This is a genomic window from Seonamhaeicola sp. ABD4_340, assembly GCF_056312135.1.
This window is the reverse complement of record NZ_CM149981.1, coordinates 3,064,096-3,080,048: the sequence shown is the minus strand read 5'-3', so window position 1 is coordinate 3,080,048 and position 15,953 is coordinate 3,064,096. Positions and strand designations below refer to the sequence as shown.

Below are 15,953 nucleotides of genomic sequence, written 5' to 3'. Positions count from 1 at the left end.
AATTATTTAATTGAAAACATGAACGAAATAAAAATTTTTTCACCTGCTACAGTAGCAAATGTTGCTTGCGGATTTGACGTTTTAGGCTTTTGTTTAGATACTGTTGGTGATACCATGGTTATTCGTAAGGTTGAAACTAAAGGTATTAAAATAACAAATATTGAAGGTTTCAATTTGCCTTATGAAGCCGAACAAAACGTAGCTGGTGTTTCAGCACTAGCCATGTACGAAGCTCTGGATATAGATTTTGGTTTTGAAATTGAAATTTATAAAAACATAAAACCTGGTAGCGGTATTGGTAGTAGCGCAGCCAGTGCTGTGGGTAGCGTTTTTGGTATGAACGAACTTTTAAATCGTCCGTTTAACAAAACACAACTAACAGAATTTGCCATGAAAGGCGAAGCTTTAGCAAGTAAATGTGAACATGCCGATAACCTTGCTCCTGCTATGTTTGGTGGTTTTACTTTAGTAAAAGGCATCAAGCCTTTGCAAATTTTGGAAATTCCGAGTCCAGATAATTTGTTTGCAACTATTATTCATCCACAAATAGAAATAAAAACATCAGACTCAAGAGCTGTATTACCAAATGAAGTTTCGCTAAATGATGCTATAACACAATGGTCTAATGTGGGTAGTTTAATTCATGCCTTACATACAAGTGATTATAATTTAATTAAAGATTCGCTTCACGATGTTATTATAGAACCGCACAGAAGCAAACTAATTCCGCATTATCAAGAGGTTAAAAACAGCATGCTAAGTGCCGGAGCATTAGGCGCTTGTATTTCGGGTTCCGGACCATCTATTTTTTCGCTTTGCAAAGGCGAAGAAACTGCAAAAAAAGTAGCAGAAGCTATTAAAAACGTATACAACTCTACTGGAATTGATTTTGATATTCACATATCTAAAATTAATACAAAAGGGATAAAAATATTGAATTAAACAAACCATGAATTATTATTCTCTTAATAAACAAGCACCAAACACAACCTTTGAAAACGCAGTTGTTAAAGGCTTAGCATCAGATAAAGGTTTATATTTTCCTGAAAGCATAACGCCATTATCAGACGATTTTTTTAAAAATTTAGACAATTTATCAAATGCAGAAATAGCTTTTGAAACTATTAAACAATTCGTATCACCAGAAATTCCAGAAGACGTTTTGAAAACTATTGTTGAAGAAACCTTGTCATTTGATTTTCCTGTAGTAAAGTTGAATGATAATATTTCAACATTAGAATTGTTTCATGGGCCAACCATGGCATTTAAAGATGTTGGCGCACGCTTTATGGCGCGTTGTTTAGGTTATTTTAATAAAAACAATAATAATGAAGTAACTGTTTTAGTAGCAACATCTGGTGATACTGGAGGTGCTGTTGCAAATGGTTTTTTAGGTGTTAAAGGTGTAAATGTAGTCATACTTTATCCTAGCGGAAAAGTGAGTGATATTCAAGAAAAGCAATTAACTACACTTGGACAAAACATAAAGGCTTTAGAAGTTAATGGCACTTTTGATGACTGTCAAGCCATGGTTAAAACAGCATTTTTAGATGAAGATTTAACTAATAAAATGCAGCTAACATCTGCAAACTCTATTAATGTAGCACGTTGGTTACCACAGTTATTTTACTTTATATTTGCTTACAAACAACTTTATAAAAAGCATAATAACATTGTATTTTCTGTACCAAGTGGTAATTTTGGTAATATTTGTGCTGGTATGATGGCGCAACAATTAGGGTTGCCAATAAAACACTTTATAGCTTCAAATAATGCTAATAACGTTGTAACACGTTATTTAGAATCTGCATTGTATGAGCCTAAACCATCTATACAAACAATAAGCAATGCTATGGATGTTGGTGCACCAAGTAACTTTATAAGAATTCAAGAAATATATAAAAACAAATTTGAAACATTAAAAAATAACTTGTCTTCGTATTGGTTTACAGATGATGCTACCAAAGCTGCTATGTTAGAAATGTATAACAATTATAACTATGTTGCAGATCCGCATGGTGCTGTTGGGTATTTAGGTTGTAAAAAACATTTAGAAACTAACCCAAATGCACATTGTGTATTTTTAGAAACAGCACACCCAACTAAGTTTTTAGATGTAGTTGAAGATGTTGTAAAAGAAAAACAACCTTTACCAGAACAAATTCAAGCTGTAATGGGTAAAACAAAAGTAGCCACCAAAATTGGCAGCTACAATGATTTAAAATTGTATTTACTTAATCGTTAATACACAACCGTTGAAAATTTATCTAAGGCTTCACCTATTAAGGTGTGGCCTTTTATTATTTCAAAAGTTGCTTTATTTGCAGTATCATCATTAAGTACTTTAACTAAAGTTTGTGCTACATCTGCCCTACTAATTTCACCATGCTCATTTAGTGTTTCTTCTAACTTAATTTTATGTTCAGCTGCATTATTTGTTAATGTTCCGGGGCGCACAATACTATAATTTAATCCGCTACTTTTTAAATATTCATCGGCATTATGTTTTGCTTTTAAATAATCTTTTAGTTGAGAAGCTTCTTCGGGTTTATCAGCACCCATAGAGCTTAACATAACAAACTTCTTTACGTTGTTGTTTTTTGAAGCATCAATTAATCGTTTTGCACCATCTTGGTCTACAGCAAATACATTTTTACCGCCAGAACCAGCAGCAAATAACACTTTATCTATGCTTGTTTCACTGTTAAATACATGATTTAAATCTTCTTCTAAATCGCCTAAAACAGTTTTTATATTTTCATTTTCAAATTGCGATTTTTGCTCTTCTTTCCTAACCATAGCAATAGGCTTAAAATATTGCGATGCGTTTAATAAATTTACTATTTGTTTTCCTGTGGTGCCATTTGCACCGGCTACTAATATATTTTCCATATATACAGTATAACTTCAAACATATTAATTTCCAACAATTTAACGCTAATTAACCTGAGTTTAACAAGTATTAACAACTATAAATCACTAACAATTTAAAACAGAAACACTTGCATTACCTTATGGAATTCATATAAAGTTAATGTTAAGCATAGGTTTATAAAACCGAACAATTTTCGATACATTTGCCAAAATTTAATCTAAATAGTTGTTGAAATTATGAAAAATACCGCCTTAACATCAACTCATGAAGCTTTAGGTGCTAAAATGGTGCCTTTTGCTGGTTTTAATATGCCTGTACAATACGAAGGTGTAAATGCTGAACATGAAACCGTTAGAAATGCTGTGGGTGTTTTTGATGTTAGCCACATGGGCGAATTTTTAATTGAAGGAGAAAAAGCTTTAGATTTAATACAAAAAGTAACAAGTAATGATGCCTCAAAACTAACAATAGGTAAAGCACAATACAGTTGTTTACCTAATGAAACTGGCGGTATTGTAGATGATTTAATTGTTTATAAAATTAAAGAAAATACGTATTTATTGGTTGTTAATGCCAGTAATATTGAAAAAGATTGGAACTGGATTTCTAGTAAAAATGATGTTGGTGCAACCATGCGAAATTTAAGTGATGACTATTCTTTACTAGCCATTCAAGGCCCTAAAGCCGTTGAAGCCATGCAAAGTTTAAGTAGTCATGACTTATCGGCCATTAACTTTTACAGCTTTATTGTAGGTGATTTTGCTGGTATTGAGCATGTTATTATTTCTGCAACTGGCTATACAGGTAGTGGCGGATTTGAAATTTACTGTAAAAACTCTGAAGTAAAACAAATTTGGGACAAAGTATTTGAAGCCGGAGCAGATTTTGGTATAAAACCTATTGGTTTAGCTGCTAGAGATACTTTACGCTTAGAAATGGGATATTGTTTATATGGAAATGATATTGATGACACTACATCGCCTATTGAAGCTGGCTTAAGTTGGATTACAAAATTCACTAAAAATTTTACAAATTCTGAAGCTTTAAAAGCCGAAAAAGAACGTGGTGCAAATCGTAAATTAGTAGCCTTTAAGTTAGATGAACGTGGTATTCCGCGCCAAGGATATGACATTGTAGATGGCAACGGCAATATTATAGGCAACGTAACATCGGGTACCATGTCTCCTAGCCTAGGTATTGGTATTGGTTTAGGTTATCTGCCTAAAGTTTTTGCAGCGGTAGATAGTAAAATTAACATTCAAATTAGAAAAAAAGCCATTCCTGCAACTGTAGTTAAATTACCTTTTTATAAGGGATAAATTGTTGTTGCTCATTAAAAATGAAAGATGAAAAACATAGCATATTAATACTTGGCGCTAGTGGTTTTATAGGCAATGCCATTTATAAAGAACTATGCTCTTATTTTAAAACTTTTGGCACTTATTGTACACCAAATACTCAATTAGAAAAAAATCGTCACTTTTTTCATTATAATTTTGAAGAAGATGATTTATATGAAATTCTAGAAATTGTAAAACCAACAATAATTATTTCGGCACTACGAGGCGATTTTTCAAAACAAGTACTACTACATTTACATCTTTCTGAATACGTAAGAGTCCATAAAATAAAAATAATATACTTATCATCAGCAAACGTTTTTGACGCTTACAGTAAATACCCAAGTTACGAAGATGAAAAAACGCTTAGCAATAGTATTTATGGGCATTTCAAAATAAAAATAGAAAATAATTTATTGCGTTTGCCCAAAAAACAAGTAGCTGTTTTAAGGTTGCCAATGGTTTTTGGCGCTAAATCTCCTAGAGTGCTTGAAATACTCAAAAACATCAATGAAAATGAACCCGTTGAAGTGTTTCCAAATTTAATTATGAATGTTACAAATATTGATAAATTATCACAACAAATACACTATATAATAAACCGAAATAAATATGGCGTTTTTCATTTAGGTAGTAATGATTTGGTACATCATGACGACTTTATTAATGAAATGATTCAAATTATAACACCAAAAAAAGCGCTTATAAAAAGAGTTTTCACAACAAATGATGAACGTTATTTAGCGGTTTTACCAAAAACCAATAAGCTACCAAAACATTTACAAATTTATAGTACAAATGTTTTAGAAGATTTAAAAAAATAATTGATTTAAACAGCAATAATCAGTATTTTTAATCTGTTAATCAAAAAACACAAATAAAATGAGTAAACTATCGGCACAAGACATTGAAACAAAACTTTTACGTTTCCCAGATTGGGAATATTTTGATGATGCTATTCATGCTGAATTTGAATTTGATAATTTTAGAGACTGCTTTAGCGCCATGAGTCGTATAGCCTTTGAATGCGAAGCACTTAACCATCACCCAAACTGGAGCAACATTTATAATGTATTAACAATATCACTTTCAACACACGATGCTAATGGCGTAACCGATAAAGATTTTAAACTTGCCGAGGCCATTGAAGCCATTGTAGAACCGGTTGATGAATAAATTTCACATCACAGAGTACAAAAACTACTAAAAATGCAATAATTTTTTAAATTTGCGCAACGTTTTAAAAACAACAACATTAAAGCGTAAAATAACTTTTAACTTAAATAGTATTATGGGAAGAGCTTTTGAATTTAGAAAAGCAAGAAAAATGAAACGTTGGTCTGCCATGAGTAAAGCCTTTACACGTATTGGTAAAGATATTGTTATGGCTGTAAAAGAAGGTGGCCCAGACCCAGACAGTAATTCCCGTTTACGCGCTGTTATACAGAATGCAAAGTCTGTTAACATGCCAAAAGATAATATTGAACGCGCTATAAAACGTGCAAGCGATAAAAGCCAAGGCGATTATAAAGAAGTACTTTTTGAAGGTTATGCACAACACGGTATTGCTATTTTAGTTGAAACAGCAACCGATAACAATACAAGAACTGTAGCCAACGTACGTAGCTATTTTAATAAATGCGACGGAAGTTTAGGCACTTCAGGATCTGTTGTTTTCATGTTCGATCATACGTGCAATTTTAAAGTAAAAGGTGAAAATTTAGATTTAGAAGAACTAGAATTAGAGTTGATTGATTTTGGTGTTGAAGAAATTTTTGAAGATACTGATGAAGATGCAGATGGAAACGAAATAACCAGTATTATGATTTATGCTCCTTTTGAAAGTTTTGGTAAAATACAAGCGTATTTAGAAGAAAATAATATTGAAATTCTATCTTCTGGTTTTGAGCGTATTCCGCAGGTAACAAAAAAATTAAACGAAGAACAAGTTGCCGATGTTGAAAAACTATTAGAAAAACTTGAAGAAGATGATGATGTACAAAACGTATATCATACCATGGAAGAATCTGCTTAATAATACTTCAATTTTTAAATTATGGAAACCGCAACACAACCCAACAAAACTATTAAATGGGGCATTATTGGTTGCGGTAATGTAACCGAAATAAAAAGCGGTCCTCCCTATAAATTAACTGATGGTTTTGATTTAGTTGCTGTAATGCGCCGTAATGAAGCTAAAGCAAAAGATTATGCACTGCGCCATCAGGTAAAAAAATATTACACGAATGCAGATGCTTTAATTAACGATACCGAAGTTGATGCTGTTTACATAGCTACACCGCCCGATACACATAAGTTTTACGCACTTAAAGTTGCTAATGCGGGTAAAATTTGTTGCATTGAAAAACCTATGACACCATCTTACCACGATAGCTTAGAAATTTATAACACATTTAAAGACAAAAACATTCCGTTATTTGTGGCATATTACAGGCGTTCTTTGCCCCGTTTTAAACAAATTAAAACATGGATTGATGCTGGTGAAATTGGTATTGTAAGGCACATAAATTGGCAACAATGCAAACCTGCAAGTGCACTTGATTTATCTGGTGAATATAATTGGCGTACCGATGCTAACATTGCTTCTGGTGGTTATTTTGACGATTTAGCTAGTCATGGCTTAGATTTATTTTCGCAACTTTTAGGTAACATTGTTAACGCTACAGGTTTTGCTACTAATCAACAAAATTTATACAGCGCAAAAGATGCCGTTACAGCGAGTTGGTTGCATGCTAATGGTGCTACAGGTTGTGCTTCATGGAACTTTGCTGCAAGTTTACATTTAGATACTGTTACTATTTATGGTAGTAAAGGCACTATTAATTTTGCAGTTTTTCATGAAAAGCCATTGGTTTTAACAACAGCCTCTAAAACCACAGCAATTGAAATAGAAAACCCTAAACACATACAGCAATTTCATATTGAAGGTATGCGTAATCAATTACTTTACAACAATTACAAGCATCCTTCAACAGGAAAAACAGCATTACACACTAATTGGGTTATGGATAAAATATTAGGAAAACTCTAGTTTACAGCTTTCAAAACATTTCAATTTAACATTTTATTGTAACAATTTTGTTATTGTTTGGTTAAATTTGGTATCATTTTTAAAAAATGACATCATTTATACTTAATAATCAATTTCAATACATGAAAATCAAACTACAAAAACCAATTAAAATGCTATTGGCTGCTTTTGTTTTGGTAGCATTTTTGTCGCCCTTAAATATTTCGGCACAAAAGAAGAAAAAGAAAAAAAATCAGGCTAAAACTGAAGCTCCAAAACCAAAAACTCCAAAAAAGAAACAAATTGCAGACTTTGTTAAGCGAAGCAAAAAAATGGAAGGTTTATTTACCATTTATCAAGATACAGTAAATGGAGCTTTACAAATGTTAATTTCTGAAGAGCAATTAGGTAAAGAGTTTATCTATTTTAGCCAAATAGCCGATGGTGTAATGGATGCTGGTAGAATTAATAGAGGTTCTTACAGAGGTTCAAAAGTATTTAAAATTAATAAGTATTTTGATAAAATTGAATTTGTTTATCAAAACACTTCGTTTTATTTTGATCCAACAAACCCTATCTCAAAATCTGAATCTGCCAATATAAGTGAAGGCATAATGGCAAGCTTAAAAATAGAAGCACATGATGAAAAGAAAGGCTTATACTTAATTAAAGCTAACGACTTATTTTTAAAAGAAACATTTGCAACAGTAAAACCTGCATCTAGACCAGGCACATCTCCTCTAGCTTTTAAACTTGGTAATTTAGATAAAAACAAAACCAAAGTAAATGCTATTAAAAACTACCCTGAAAACACTAATTTAAAAATTGAATATGTTTACTCTAACCCCTATGCATTAAACAGAGGTTCGGGGGCTGTTTCTGATGGTAGAAACGTAAGCATTAAAGTGTTTCATAGTTTAATTGCAATGCCTGATAATGACTACCAACCTAGATTTGATGACCCAAGAGTTGGGTATTTCACCACGCAAGTTGACGACCAAACTACTACAAAAACTATTGCATATAGAGATTTGGTACATAGATGGAATTTAGTAAAAAAAGATCCTAATGCCGTAATTTCTGAGCCTGTTAAACCAATTGTTTGGTGGATGGAAAACTCAACACCTCATGAATGGAGAGCAACTATTAAAGAAGCTGTTTTACAATGGAATAAAGCGTTTGAAAAAGCTGGTTTTAAAAATGCCATGGTTGTTAAACAACAGCCAGATGATGCAGATTGGGATGCTGGAGATATTAGGTATAATGTGTTGCGTTGGACATCATCTCCGCAACCTCCTTTTGGTGGTTACGGACCAAGTTTTGTTAACCCTAGAACAGGTGAAATTTTAGGTGCAGATATTATGCTAGAATATGTGCATTTTACAAACCGTGTGTTTTATGACAAGGTTTACGAATTAGCTAGTGAACACAAAGCTTTTGAAAACAACTCGCATGATGAACATAATCATAATTACTGTTCGTTTGGTGATGCCATGCATGTAGACATCATGTTTGCAAATGCTGTTGCTAGTGCTACGGGCGCATCAGATTTAGAAATGGAGCGTATAAAAAAAGAGTCTATGATGGCTTTAATTATGCATGAAGTTGGGCATACTCTTGGGCTAAACCATAACATGAAAGCGAGTCAGTTATTTTCTCCAGAACAATTGGCAACACCTGATTTTATTGAAGGTAAATGCTTAACAGCATCTGTAATGGATTATGCAACACTTAATATTACCAAAGACAGAAGCAAACAAGGTCAATATGATGACGTAGCTGTTGGCCCATATGATGTTTGGGCTATTCAATTTGGTTATACGCCTTTTAAAAATGAAGCTGAAAAAAATCTATTATTGAACAGATCTACTGAACCAGAATTAATTTTTGGTAATGATGCTGATGATATGCGGGCTCCAGGTAAAGCCATTGACCCAAGAGTGAATACCAACGATCAATCTAGTGATGCTATACAGTATGCTATTGATAGAATAGAACTTTCTGATAATTTACTTCAAACAGCTAAAGAAAAATTTGTGAAAGATGGACAATCATACGAAGAATTAAGACGTGTTTATGGCTTATTAAGCGGACAAAGAAGTGGCGCTGCTAATATAATTTCTCGTTACATAGGCGGTGTATACGTTGATAGAGCTATGGCAGGACAACAAGGCGCAACACAACCTTATACACCAGTTAGTTTAGCAGACCAAAAACGAGCAATGACTGCCTTAAGAAAATATGTTTTTGCGCCAAATGCTTTTAATACACCCAATGATTTATTCAACTATTTAGCTAAACAACGTCGTGGTTTTGATTTTATGAGTGGACCTGAAGACCCTAAAATTCATAGTCAAGTTTTAAGTTATCAAAAAAATGTGTTAAATCATATACTACACCCTAACACCTTACAACGTATAACAGATTCTGAGCTTTATGGAAACCAGTATAGTTTATCTACTTTCATGACAGATTTGAATGATGCAATTTTTAAAGCAGATATTTATGGTAATGTAAATTCGTTTAGACAAAATTTACAAATTGAATATACTAATAGACTAATAAATATGTTAACAGGTAAACAATCTAGTAAGTTTACAAATACATCAAAATCTATGGCTTTATATAATTTGAAACGTATAAGAGCAATAGCCAATACAAGTGGCAATACGGCATCTAGAGCGCATAAACAACATTTAAGAACCTTAATAGATAATGCTTTAAAAGAAATAAAGTAATACCTAAAAATATGACCAATAAAAAAAAGCTATTTCGTTTTAGAAATAGCTTTTTTGTTTTTTTACAGTGTATTAGTTTATGTTTCTTTTTAGGGACTAATTGTTTACTTTATGTTTCATTAACTAAGTACAACGAATAATAATCAAAATGTATGCCATAATTTATTAATTACCTGATATTTAAGAATATTTGGGTATCTTACCTTCAACATTTTTAAAAAAGTTTCGCATAAATTTAAAATCGTCTTCCTTATTTTTTGTTGGATAGAAAGGTTCAGAAATTTTATTTTGTTTGTTTTTAAAATCAAACGTAATCATTATAATGGGCACATGGGCTTCTTTAGCTATATAATAAAAACCAGTACGCCAATGGTTAACCTTTTTTCTGGTACCTTCAGGCGCCATGGTTATTCTAAATTCATTATGCTTTTTAAAAATATTGGCAATGGCTAATACTTTATTTTCATTTGAAAACCTATTTACAGGTGTACCACCTAAAGCTCTAAAAAACCATCCGTAAGGAAATTTAAACAATGCTTTTTTTGCAATATAATTTGTTTTAACGTTAATTACAGAACGTAAAAGCACACCAATGTAAAAATCGTGCCAGCTAGTATGAGGTGCTGCTATTATTACAGCTTTTTTTATGGTGTTTTTTGAAAGCGTAACATTGCCTACAACTTTCCAGCGTAGTATTTTAAAGTAAATAAATTTTGATAACCAGCGCATGTTACATTTTTTGGTAAAGCGCTTTTAACTTTTTACGGGTAATTATTTTTTGCCAATTTTTACCTAAAGCATTTTCCCAAAGTGGTTTTAAATCTAATGAAATATCAATCATAGTATCAAAATCTGCATCAGATAAATTTGCACAAATTCCTTGTGGTAATGTTATGTTATGCAGAGCTTTCATTTCTTTAAAAAGTTTTACACCTTCAGGATAAAATTCTTCTAAATGATCAAAAACAATACAGTTGCCAATACCATGTTTTGTTCCTAAAAGATAAGATAAGCCATAACTCATAGCATGCGCTACGCCAACTTGAGAATATGCAATACTCATACCACCGTGCCATGAAGCCATCATAAGCTTTTCGTCGGCTTCAACTTGCGATAAATTATTATTTAAAAACACTTCTTTACAAAGTGAAAGTGCAATATCTCCATAACTTTGGCTAAAGGCGTTTAAATAAGTGCCGTTTAAAGATTCTATACAGTGAATATAGCAATCCATACCTGTGTAAAACCATTGGTTTTTGTCTACGCCCTGTAATAATTCAGAATCTAAAACAACTTGATCAAAAGGTGTAAAATCTGAATTTATTCCTAATTTTTTTTCTGGTCCTGTTAAAACGGTTGTTCTCGAAACTTCAGCACCTGTACCCGAAATTGTTGGAATACCAACGTGGTAAATGGCTGGGTTTTTAACCAAATCCCAACCTTGGTAATCTTTAGCTTCGCCTTCATTTGTAAGCATAATAGACACCGCTTTTGCTAAATCTAGTAGCGTACCTCCACCAATACCAATAATGCCCGAAGGTCTTTCTTTTGTAGTTAAGATGATATCTTTAACAATGTTATCAACCTGCTCTGTTTTTGGTTCTTCTTTAGCTGAAACATATATTATTTTGTCATTATATGATAACGGTATTCTTGAAGTTAATTTACCATCTGTTTTAAAAACAGCATCTACTAAAAATATAAATGGAGCATTTATACTTAAGCGTTTGGGGTCTAATATTTCGCTTAATTGGTTGAAACTACCTCTGCCAAAAACAACTCTTGGCACCATTGGAAAGTTTTTATAACTCATTTACTCTAATTTCTTTTTCGAAATGTAAAAATAATACTATTTCTACGTTTATTGGTTTAAATTTTGTTGAAATTTCTCAGAAAAAAGCCCAACATGATAACCATCTACCAATGCATGATTTACGTTTATAGATACATTCATGGTTAATTCTGATTGATTTTTAATTGCCTTACTAAATGATAATTTTGGAATAGACTCTAAAACACCCGAAACAGGCTCTTTATGACCCGAATAATACACCCAAGGTAATGCAGAGCAATGAATACAGTCTAAAGTATTTTTTGGAGGATACAAATCATTTGAATTTTCTATGCGCTGTTTTTCGCTTTCAATATTTTTTATGAAAGTTTGTAAATCTGCATCAAAATCTATAAACGAAAATCCGTATGTATTATCACTACGCATTAAAGTAGCCGATGCATTTATAACATCATGCTGTACCACATTGTTATTTTCTATTCTGTATTTTAAATTATCAACAGCATTAATAGCTTTCATACAATCATGTAAATATTTTGCAAAAAAACTAATGTTATTGTCTTTTGAAAACTGATATGCTTTGGTAACGTTAAATGGTATGGTTAATGCAAAATACGGATCTTTTAAACCACAAAAATGGTTGTAATGCGCTTTTCTGTTCCAGTTTTCAATATCTATAATTTTCACTAATCTAGTAAGTTTAAAAGTTCTTTTAGTGAACTTATTGTTTTGTATTCTTTTCCGTTGGTTTCGTTTTCGGTTACAAGTTCATGCGCCCAAGTTATATGAAATGGCACATGAATAGCATGCGCTTTTAGATTTACTAACGGAAGCACATCAGATTTTAACGAATTTCCAACCATTAGAAACTGCTCTGGCTTTATATCTAGATGATTTAAAAGTTTGCTGTAATTAGCTTCTTTTTTATCACTTAAAACTTCAATGTGATGAAAATACGATGTTAATCCAGATTTTTCAAGCTTGCGCTCTTGGTCTAGCAAATCGCCTTTAGTAGCTAAAATTAGTTTGTATTTTTTTGATAGTGTTTTTAACACTTGCTCTACCCCATCAAGTAATTCAACGGGTTTATTAAGCATGTTTTTTCCAATATTTAAAACCTGCTCCAGCTTTTTGTTTGAAATATTATAATTTGAAAGTTCTAGAGCAGCTTCCACCATTGATAGTGTAAAAGCCTTAACTCCATAACCGTAAAGCTCTAAATTAGCCATTTCCATTTTAAAAAGTTCTTGGTCTAATTTGTTAGGTGTTTCGTATTCAGATAATAATTTACAAAATGCCTCTTCGGCTTCTCTAAAATAGGTTTCGTTAACCCAAAGTGTATCATCTGCATCAAAACCAATAACTTTTATGTTTTTGTATTCACTCATATTTACTAACTATTTCCAAGCTTTTTTAGCCCGTTCTAAATCTTCAGGTGTATCAATTTCTATGCCTTGTACGTTTGTTTCAACCATTTTTATGCGTTTACCATATTCTAAATACCTAAGTTGCTCTAGTTTTTCTGAAGCTTCTAAAGTTAGCATTGGTAAATTGTAAAAATCTATAAGCGCCTGTTTTCTAAAAGCATAAACACCTTTGTGTTTGTAATATTTAACATTAACAGTTGTGTCTCTTGGATACGGAATTGGGCTTCTAGAAAAATATAATGCAAAGTTGAAAGTATCAATAATTACCTTTACCGTGTTAGGGTTATTTATTTCGTCTTCATCAGTAATATGTACCATTAATGAAGCCAAATCAACCGTTTTATCATTGTCATTTTTAAAAACTTGAATGAGTTTTGATAATGATTCTTTATCGGTAAAAGGTTCATCACCTTGAACATTTATAACAACATCTACATCCATATTTTCAACTGCTTCAGCAATTCTATCACTGCCTGATTGATGTTCTTTTTTACTCATTATGGCTTTTCCGCCATTATTTACAATTTCATTATAAATAATATCACTATCTGTAACCACAAAAACATCATCAAATAAATTTGTTGCAACTGTGGCTTGGTAAGTTCGTAATATTACAGGTTTACCATTAAGGTCTTGCATGAGTTTTGCAGGAAACCTTGTTGCGCTGTAACGCGCCGGAATCATTGAAATTATCTTCATAAATTAATTAATCAATTCGTCTTCAAAAATACTCTTTTTTATGGAGCAGTATGCTTGGTTTTCTTTAACTTTTTATACAGTTTGAAAAAAATATAACATATAAAAACCGTAAAAATAACAGCAACAACAGGCATAAATATGGATAAAACAGACATAATTAATGAGGTACCTGTTTCTAAACTAGAAACTAATGGATTTGCTACACCAGCAGTAGTGGCTGTTGATGCTAAACGTGTTGTACCAGAAGCTCCAGAAATTGCTGCAGCAGTACCACCACCAGCAATTATAGCTAAAGACCACGTAATTACAGGGTCTAGATTAGCTACTGTTGAAAGCATTACCACGGTACCTGCAATACCTGCTAATGGCACCGCAATACTATCTAACAAATTATCAATATATGGAATAAAATATGCTGTAATTTCGGCAATTGTTGCCACACCTAAGGTTACTAAAGCCGTTGTACTGCCAACCCATTGCCATGATTCATTGAGTTGCCAAACATCAAAATAAGCAGCAAGACTTAATGCAAATAATGGCAAAAAAACTCTAAAGCCAACCGATGCTGAAAGTCCAATACCTAAACAAATACTAATTAATGTTTCTGAATTCATATGTGTTATTCTTCAAAAAAATCATCTTTAAAACCAATAAGATACAATTTTTCTTTGGCTCTGGTTACAGCGGTATACAACCAACGTAAATAATCTTTATTTATTCCATCTGGTAAATATGGTTGCTCAACAAACACAGTATTCCATTGTCCACCTTGAGATTTATGGCAGGTAATAGCATATGAAAACTTAACCTGTAGCGCATTAAAATGTTTATTGGCTTTTATTTTTAAAAACTTTTTATAATTACTTTCGTTTTCATAGTCTTTAGCTACTTCTTGGTACAATCTGTTTGAATCGTTATAAGATAATGAAGGCGTTTCGGCAGTAATAGTATCTAATAGTAACATGGTTTCAATGGGTTGCATTTTGGGGTAATCTACCATGCGTATTTTAACCGATGCAAATTTAAAACCGTAAAGTTCTTCAATTCTAAAAATTTCAAGCACTTCAATAATATCACCATTGGCAATAAAACCTGCTTCAGAGTTTGGTTTTACCCAAAAGTAATTGTTTTTAACAACCATAAGATAATCTCCTGAAGAAAGTTCGTATTCATTAAATAGAATACGACTGCGTATTTGCTGGTTATATAAGTTGGCTCGTTTATTGCTGCGTACAATAATAGCCGTTTCTTCATTACCTAAATTGCTGTAAGATTCGTTTATGGCGTCCATAATTTCATAGCCATCAACAAGCCTTACAATATCTTTAAAGCCGTTTAAATCAAACTTAAAATAGTCATAAACTTCATTAGCAAGAGCTTCTCTTAAAATGGTAGCATTAGATAATATTCCGGAGTCATATTCTTGCCTTACAACTTCATCAAGTTCCATTACACTAACTTCTTTATTGTAATTTAAGCTAATAGTATCTTCGTTTAAAGCAGGACTTAAATCTAATTTTACTGGTGGTAATTGTGCTGTATCACCAATTAAAAGTAATTTACATTGGTGACCAGAATATACATATTGCATTAAATCATCAAGTAATGAGCCATTTTCAAATAATTTTGAATCGCCAGGTGTATCTGGTATCATTGAGGCTTCATCTACAATAAAAATAGTGTTTTTATGTTTGTTTGGCTGTAATACAAATTTAACACCACCACCCTTTTCTTTTCGAGGGAAATATATCTTCTTATGAATGGTAAATGCCTCTTTTTTAGAATAATTTGCTATTACTTTTGCTGCTCTTCCGGTAGGCGCCATTAAAATTGCGCTCTTTTTTGCCTTCCAAAGGTTAGAAACTATAGCACCAACAATAGTTGTTTTACCTGTACCCGCATAGCCTTTTAAAACATAAAGACTATTAGGCGTTTTACTAAAAATAAAATTTGAAAGTTGCTGTAATACAACATCTTGCTTTAGCGTTGGCTGAAAAGGAAAATGTTGTTTTATAAGCGAATAAAATTCTGAAGACGTCATGAATTAATTA

Annotated in this window: 16 protein-coding genes; 8 read left to right on the top strand and 8 right to left on the bottom strand. The window is 32.2% G+C overall.

The window, feature by feature from the left end; translation table 11 throughout:
• The first annotated feature begins 18 nt into the window (after nucleotides 1-18).
• Both ACYX4H_RS13220 and thrC read left to right on the top strand, forming a co-directional pair.
• Nucleotides 19-942, top strand: coding sequence for a homoserine kinase (locus ACYX4H_RS13220; protein ID WP_476238665.1), 924 nt, complete (start codon nucleotides 19-21; stop codon nucleotides 940-942).
• A gap of 7 nt (nucleotides 943-949) precedes the next feature.
• The gene (gene thrC, locus ACYX4H_RS13215) at nucleotides 950-2,245 is read left to right on the top strand and encodes a threonine synthase (RefSeq protein WP_476236757.1); all 1,296 of its coding nucleotides are present in this window, start codon (nucleotides 950-952) and stop codon (nucleotides 2,243-2,245) included.
• Here the strand turns inward: thrC and ACYX4H_RS13210 are convergent.
• Nucleotides 2,242-2,892, bottom strand: a complete 651-nt coding sequence (locus tag ACYX4H_RS13210) for an SDR family oxidoreductase (protein ID WP_476236756.1) — start codon at nucleotides 2,890-2,892, stop codon at nucleotides 2,242-2,244. The two genes, thrC and ACYX4H_RS13210, sit on opposite strands and share 4 nt — an antisense overlap.
• 219 nt (nucleotides 2,893-3,111) lie before the next feature.
• On the opposite strand from ACYX4H_RS13210, the gene gcvT reads away from it, so the two are divergent.
• The 6 genes from gcvT to ACYX4H_RS13180 all read left to right on the top strand — a co-directional run bounded on the left by gcvT (nucleotide 3,112) and on the right by ACYX4H_RS13180 (nucleotide 9,984).
• The gene (gcvT, locus tag ACYX4H_RS13205) at nucleotides 3,112-4,194 is read left to right on the top strand and encodes a glycine cleavage system aminomethyltransferase GcvT (RefSeq protein ID WP_476236755.1); all 1,083 of its coding nucleotides are present in this window, start codon (nucleotides 3,112-3,114) and stop codon (nucleotides 4,192-4,194) included.
• 20 nt (nucleotides 4,195-4,214) lie between these two features.
• Nucleotides 4,215-5,039, top strand: coding sequence for a sugar nucleotide-binding protein (locus ACYX4H_RS13200; RefSeq protein WP_476236754.1), 825 nt, complete (start codon nucleotides 4,215-4,217; stop codon nucleotides 5,037-5,039).
• Between the two features lie 58 nt (nucleotides 5,040-5,097).
• A complete protein-coding gene (locus ACYX4H_RS13195; RefSeq protein WP_476236753.1) occupies nucleotides 5,098-5,391 on the top strand; it encodes a 4a-hydroxytetrahydrobiopterin dehydratase in 294 nt (97 codons plus the stop codon).
• A gap of 115 nt (nucleotides 5,392-5,506) precedes the next feature.
• On the top strand, nucleotides 5,507-6,250 hold the full coding sequence (locus ACYX4H_RS13190) for a YebC/PmpR family DNA-binding transcriptional regulator (protein ID WP_475296305.1): 744 nt from the start codon (nucleotides 5,507-5,509) through the stop codon (nucleotides 6,248-6,250).
• 21 nt (nucleotides 6,251-6,271) lie between these two features.
• Complete coding sequence (locus ACYX4H_RS13185; protein WP_476236751.1) at nucleotides 6,272-7,267, top strand: Gfo/Idh/MocA family protein; 996 nt, start codon at nucleotides 6,272-6,274, stop codon at nucleotides 7,265-7,267.
• 86 nt (nucleotides 7,268-7,353) lie between these two features.
• Nucleotides 7,354-9,984 (top strand): zinc-dependent metalloprotease, encoded by a 2,631-nt coding sequence (locus ACYX4H_RS13180; protein ID WP_476236749.1) that lies wholly within the window; start codon nucleotides 7,354-7,356, stop codon nucleotides 9,982-9,984.
• 180 nt (nucleotides 9,985-10,164) lie between these two features.
• Here the strand turns inward: ACYX4H_RS13180 and ACYX4H_RS13175 are convergent, their stop codons facing one another.
• From ACYX4H_RS13175 to ACYX4H_RS13145, 7 genes are read right to left on the bottom strand one after another with little or no spacing between them, the layout of a single operon-like run.
• Nucleotides 10,165-10,713 carry a 1-acyl-sn-glycerol-3-phosphate acyltransferase gene (locus ACYX4H_RS13175; protein ID WP_476236748.1) on the bottom strand — a complete coding sequence of 183 codons (549 nt, stop codon included), beginning with the start codon at nucleotides 10,711-10,713 and terminating at the stop codon, nucleotides 10,165-10,167.
• A gap of 1 nt (nucleotide 10,714) precedes the next feature.
• Complete coding sequence (locus ACYX4H_RS13170; protein WP_475296301.1) at nucleotides 10,715-11,797, bottom strand: iron-containing alcohol dehydrogenase family protein; 1,083 nt, start codon at nucleotides 11,795-11,797, stop codon at nucleotides 10,715-10,717.
• 48 nt (nucleotides 11,798-11,845) lie between these two features.
• Nucleotides 11,846-12,463: a CatA-like O-acetyltransferase gene (locus tag ACYX4H_RS13165; protein ID WP_476236747.1), complete on the bottom strand. Its 618-nt coding sequence runs from the start codon at nucleotides 12,461-12,463 to the stop codon at nucleotides 11,846-11,848.
• On the bottom strand, nucleotides 12,463-13,164 hold the full coding sequence (locus ACYX4H_RS13160; protein ID WP_476236746.1) for an HAD family hydrolase: 702 nt from the start codon (nucleotides 13,162-13,164) through the stop codon (nucleotides 12,463-12,465). The genes ACYX4H_RS13165 and ACYX4H_RS13160 overlap by 1 nt, the downstream gene beginning before the upstream one ends.
• Before the next feature lie 9 nt (nucleotides 13,165-13,173).
• A complete protein-coding gene (gene kdsB, locus ACYX4H_RS13155) occupies nucleotides 13,174-13,902 on the bottom strand; it encodes a 3-deoxy-manno-octulosonate cytidylyltransferase (protein ID WP_476236745.1) in 729 nt (242 codons plus the stop codon).
• A gap of 38 nt (nucleotides 13,903-13,940) precedes the next feature.
• A complete protein-coding gene (locus tag ACYX4H_RS13150) occupies nucleotides 13,941-14,516 on the bottom strand; it encodes a DUF4126 domain-containing protein (RefSeq protein ID WP_476236744.1) in 576 nt (191 codons plus the stop codon).
• A gap of 5 nt (nucleotides 14,517-14,521) precedes the next feature.
• Complete coding sequence (locus ACYX4H_RS13145) at nucleotides 14,522-15,943, bottom strand: ATP-dependent DNA helicase (protein WP_475296296.1); 1,422 nt, start codon at nucleotides 15,941-15,943, stop codon at nucleotides 14,522-14,524.
• Nucleotides 15,944-15,953: the final 10 nt, after the last annotated feature.

Bases quoted from the DNA above. Each gene is read 5' to 3' on its own strand.
- ACYX4H_RS13180 (WP_476236749.1), top strand. From the start codon at position 7,354: ATGACATCATTTATACTTAATAATCAATTTCAATACATGAAAATCAAA.
- ACYX4H_RS13175 (WP_476236748.1), bottom strand. From the start codon at position 10,713: ATGCGCTGGTTATCAAAATTTATTTACTTTAAAATACTACGCTGGAAA.
- ACYX4H_RS13200 (WP_476236754.1), top strand. From the start codon at position 4,215: ATGAAAGATGAAAAACATAGCATATTAATACTTGGCGCTAGTGGTTTT.
- ACYX4H_RS13150 (WP_476236744.1), bottom strand. From the start codon at position 14,516: ATGAATTCAGAAACATTAATTAGTATTTGTTTAGGTATTGGACTTTCA.
- ACYX4H_RS13160 (WP_476236746.1), bottom strand. From the start codon at position 13,164: ATGAGTGAATACAAAAACATAAAAGTTATTGGTTTTGATGCAGATGAT.
- gcvT (WP_476236755.1), top strand. From the start codon at position 3,112: ATGAAAAATACCGCCTTAACATCAACTCATGAAGCTTTAGGTGCTAAA.
- thrC (WP_476236757.1), top strand. From the start codon at position 950: ATGAATTATTATTCTCTTAATAAACAAGCACCAAACACAACCTTTGAA.
- ACYX4H_RS13195 (WP_476236753.1), top strand. From the start codon at position 5,098: ATGAGTAAACTATCGGCACAAGACATTGAAACAAAACTTTTACGTTTC.
- kdsB (WP_476236745.1), bottom strand. From the start codon at position 13,902: ATGAAGATAATTTCAATGATTCCGGCGCGTTACAGCGCAACAAGGTTT.
- ACYX4H_RS13220 (WP_476238665.1), top strand. From the start codon at position 19: ATGAACGAAATAAAAATTTTTTCACCTGCTACAGTAGCAAATGTTGCT.
- ACYX4H_RS13170 (WP_475296301.1), bottom strand. From the start codon at position 11,797: ATGAGTTATAAAAACTTTCCAATGGTGCCAAGAGTTGTTTTTGGCAGA.
- ACYX4H_RS13210 (WP_476236756.1), bottom strand. From the start codon at position 2,892: ATGGAAAATATATTAGTAGCCGGTGCAAATGGCACCACAGGAAAACAA.
- ACYX4H_RS13190 (WP_475296305.1), top strand. From the start codon at position 5,507: ATGGGAAGAGCTTTTGAATTTAGAAAAGCAAGAAAAATGAAACGTTGG.
- ACYX4H_RS13145 (WP_475296296.1), bottom strand. From the start codon at position 15,943: ATGACGTCTTCAGAATTTTATTCGCTTATAAAACAACATTTTCCTTTT.
- ACYX4H_RS13185 (WP_476236751.1), top strand. From the start codon at position 6,272: ATGGAAACCGCAACACAACCCAACAAAACTATTAAATGGGGCATTATT.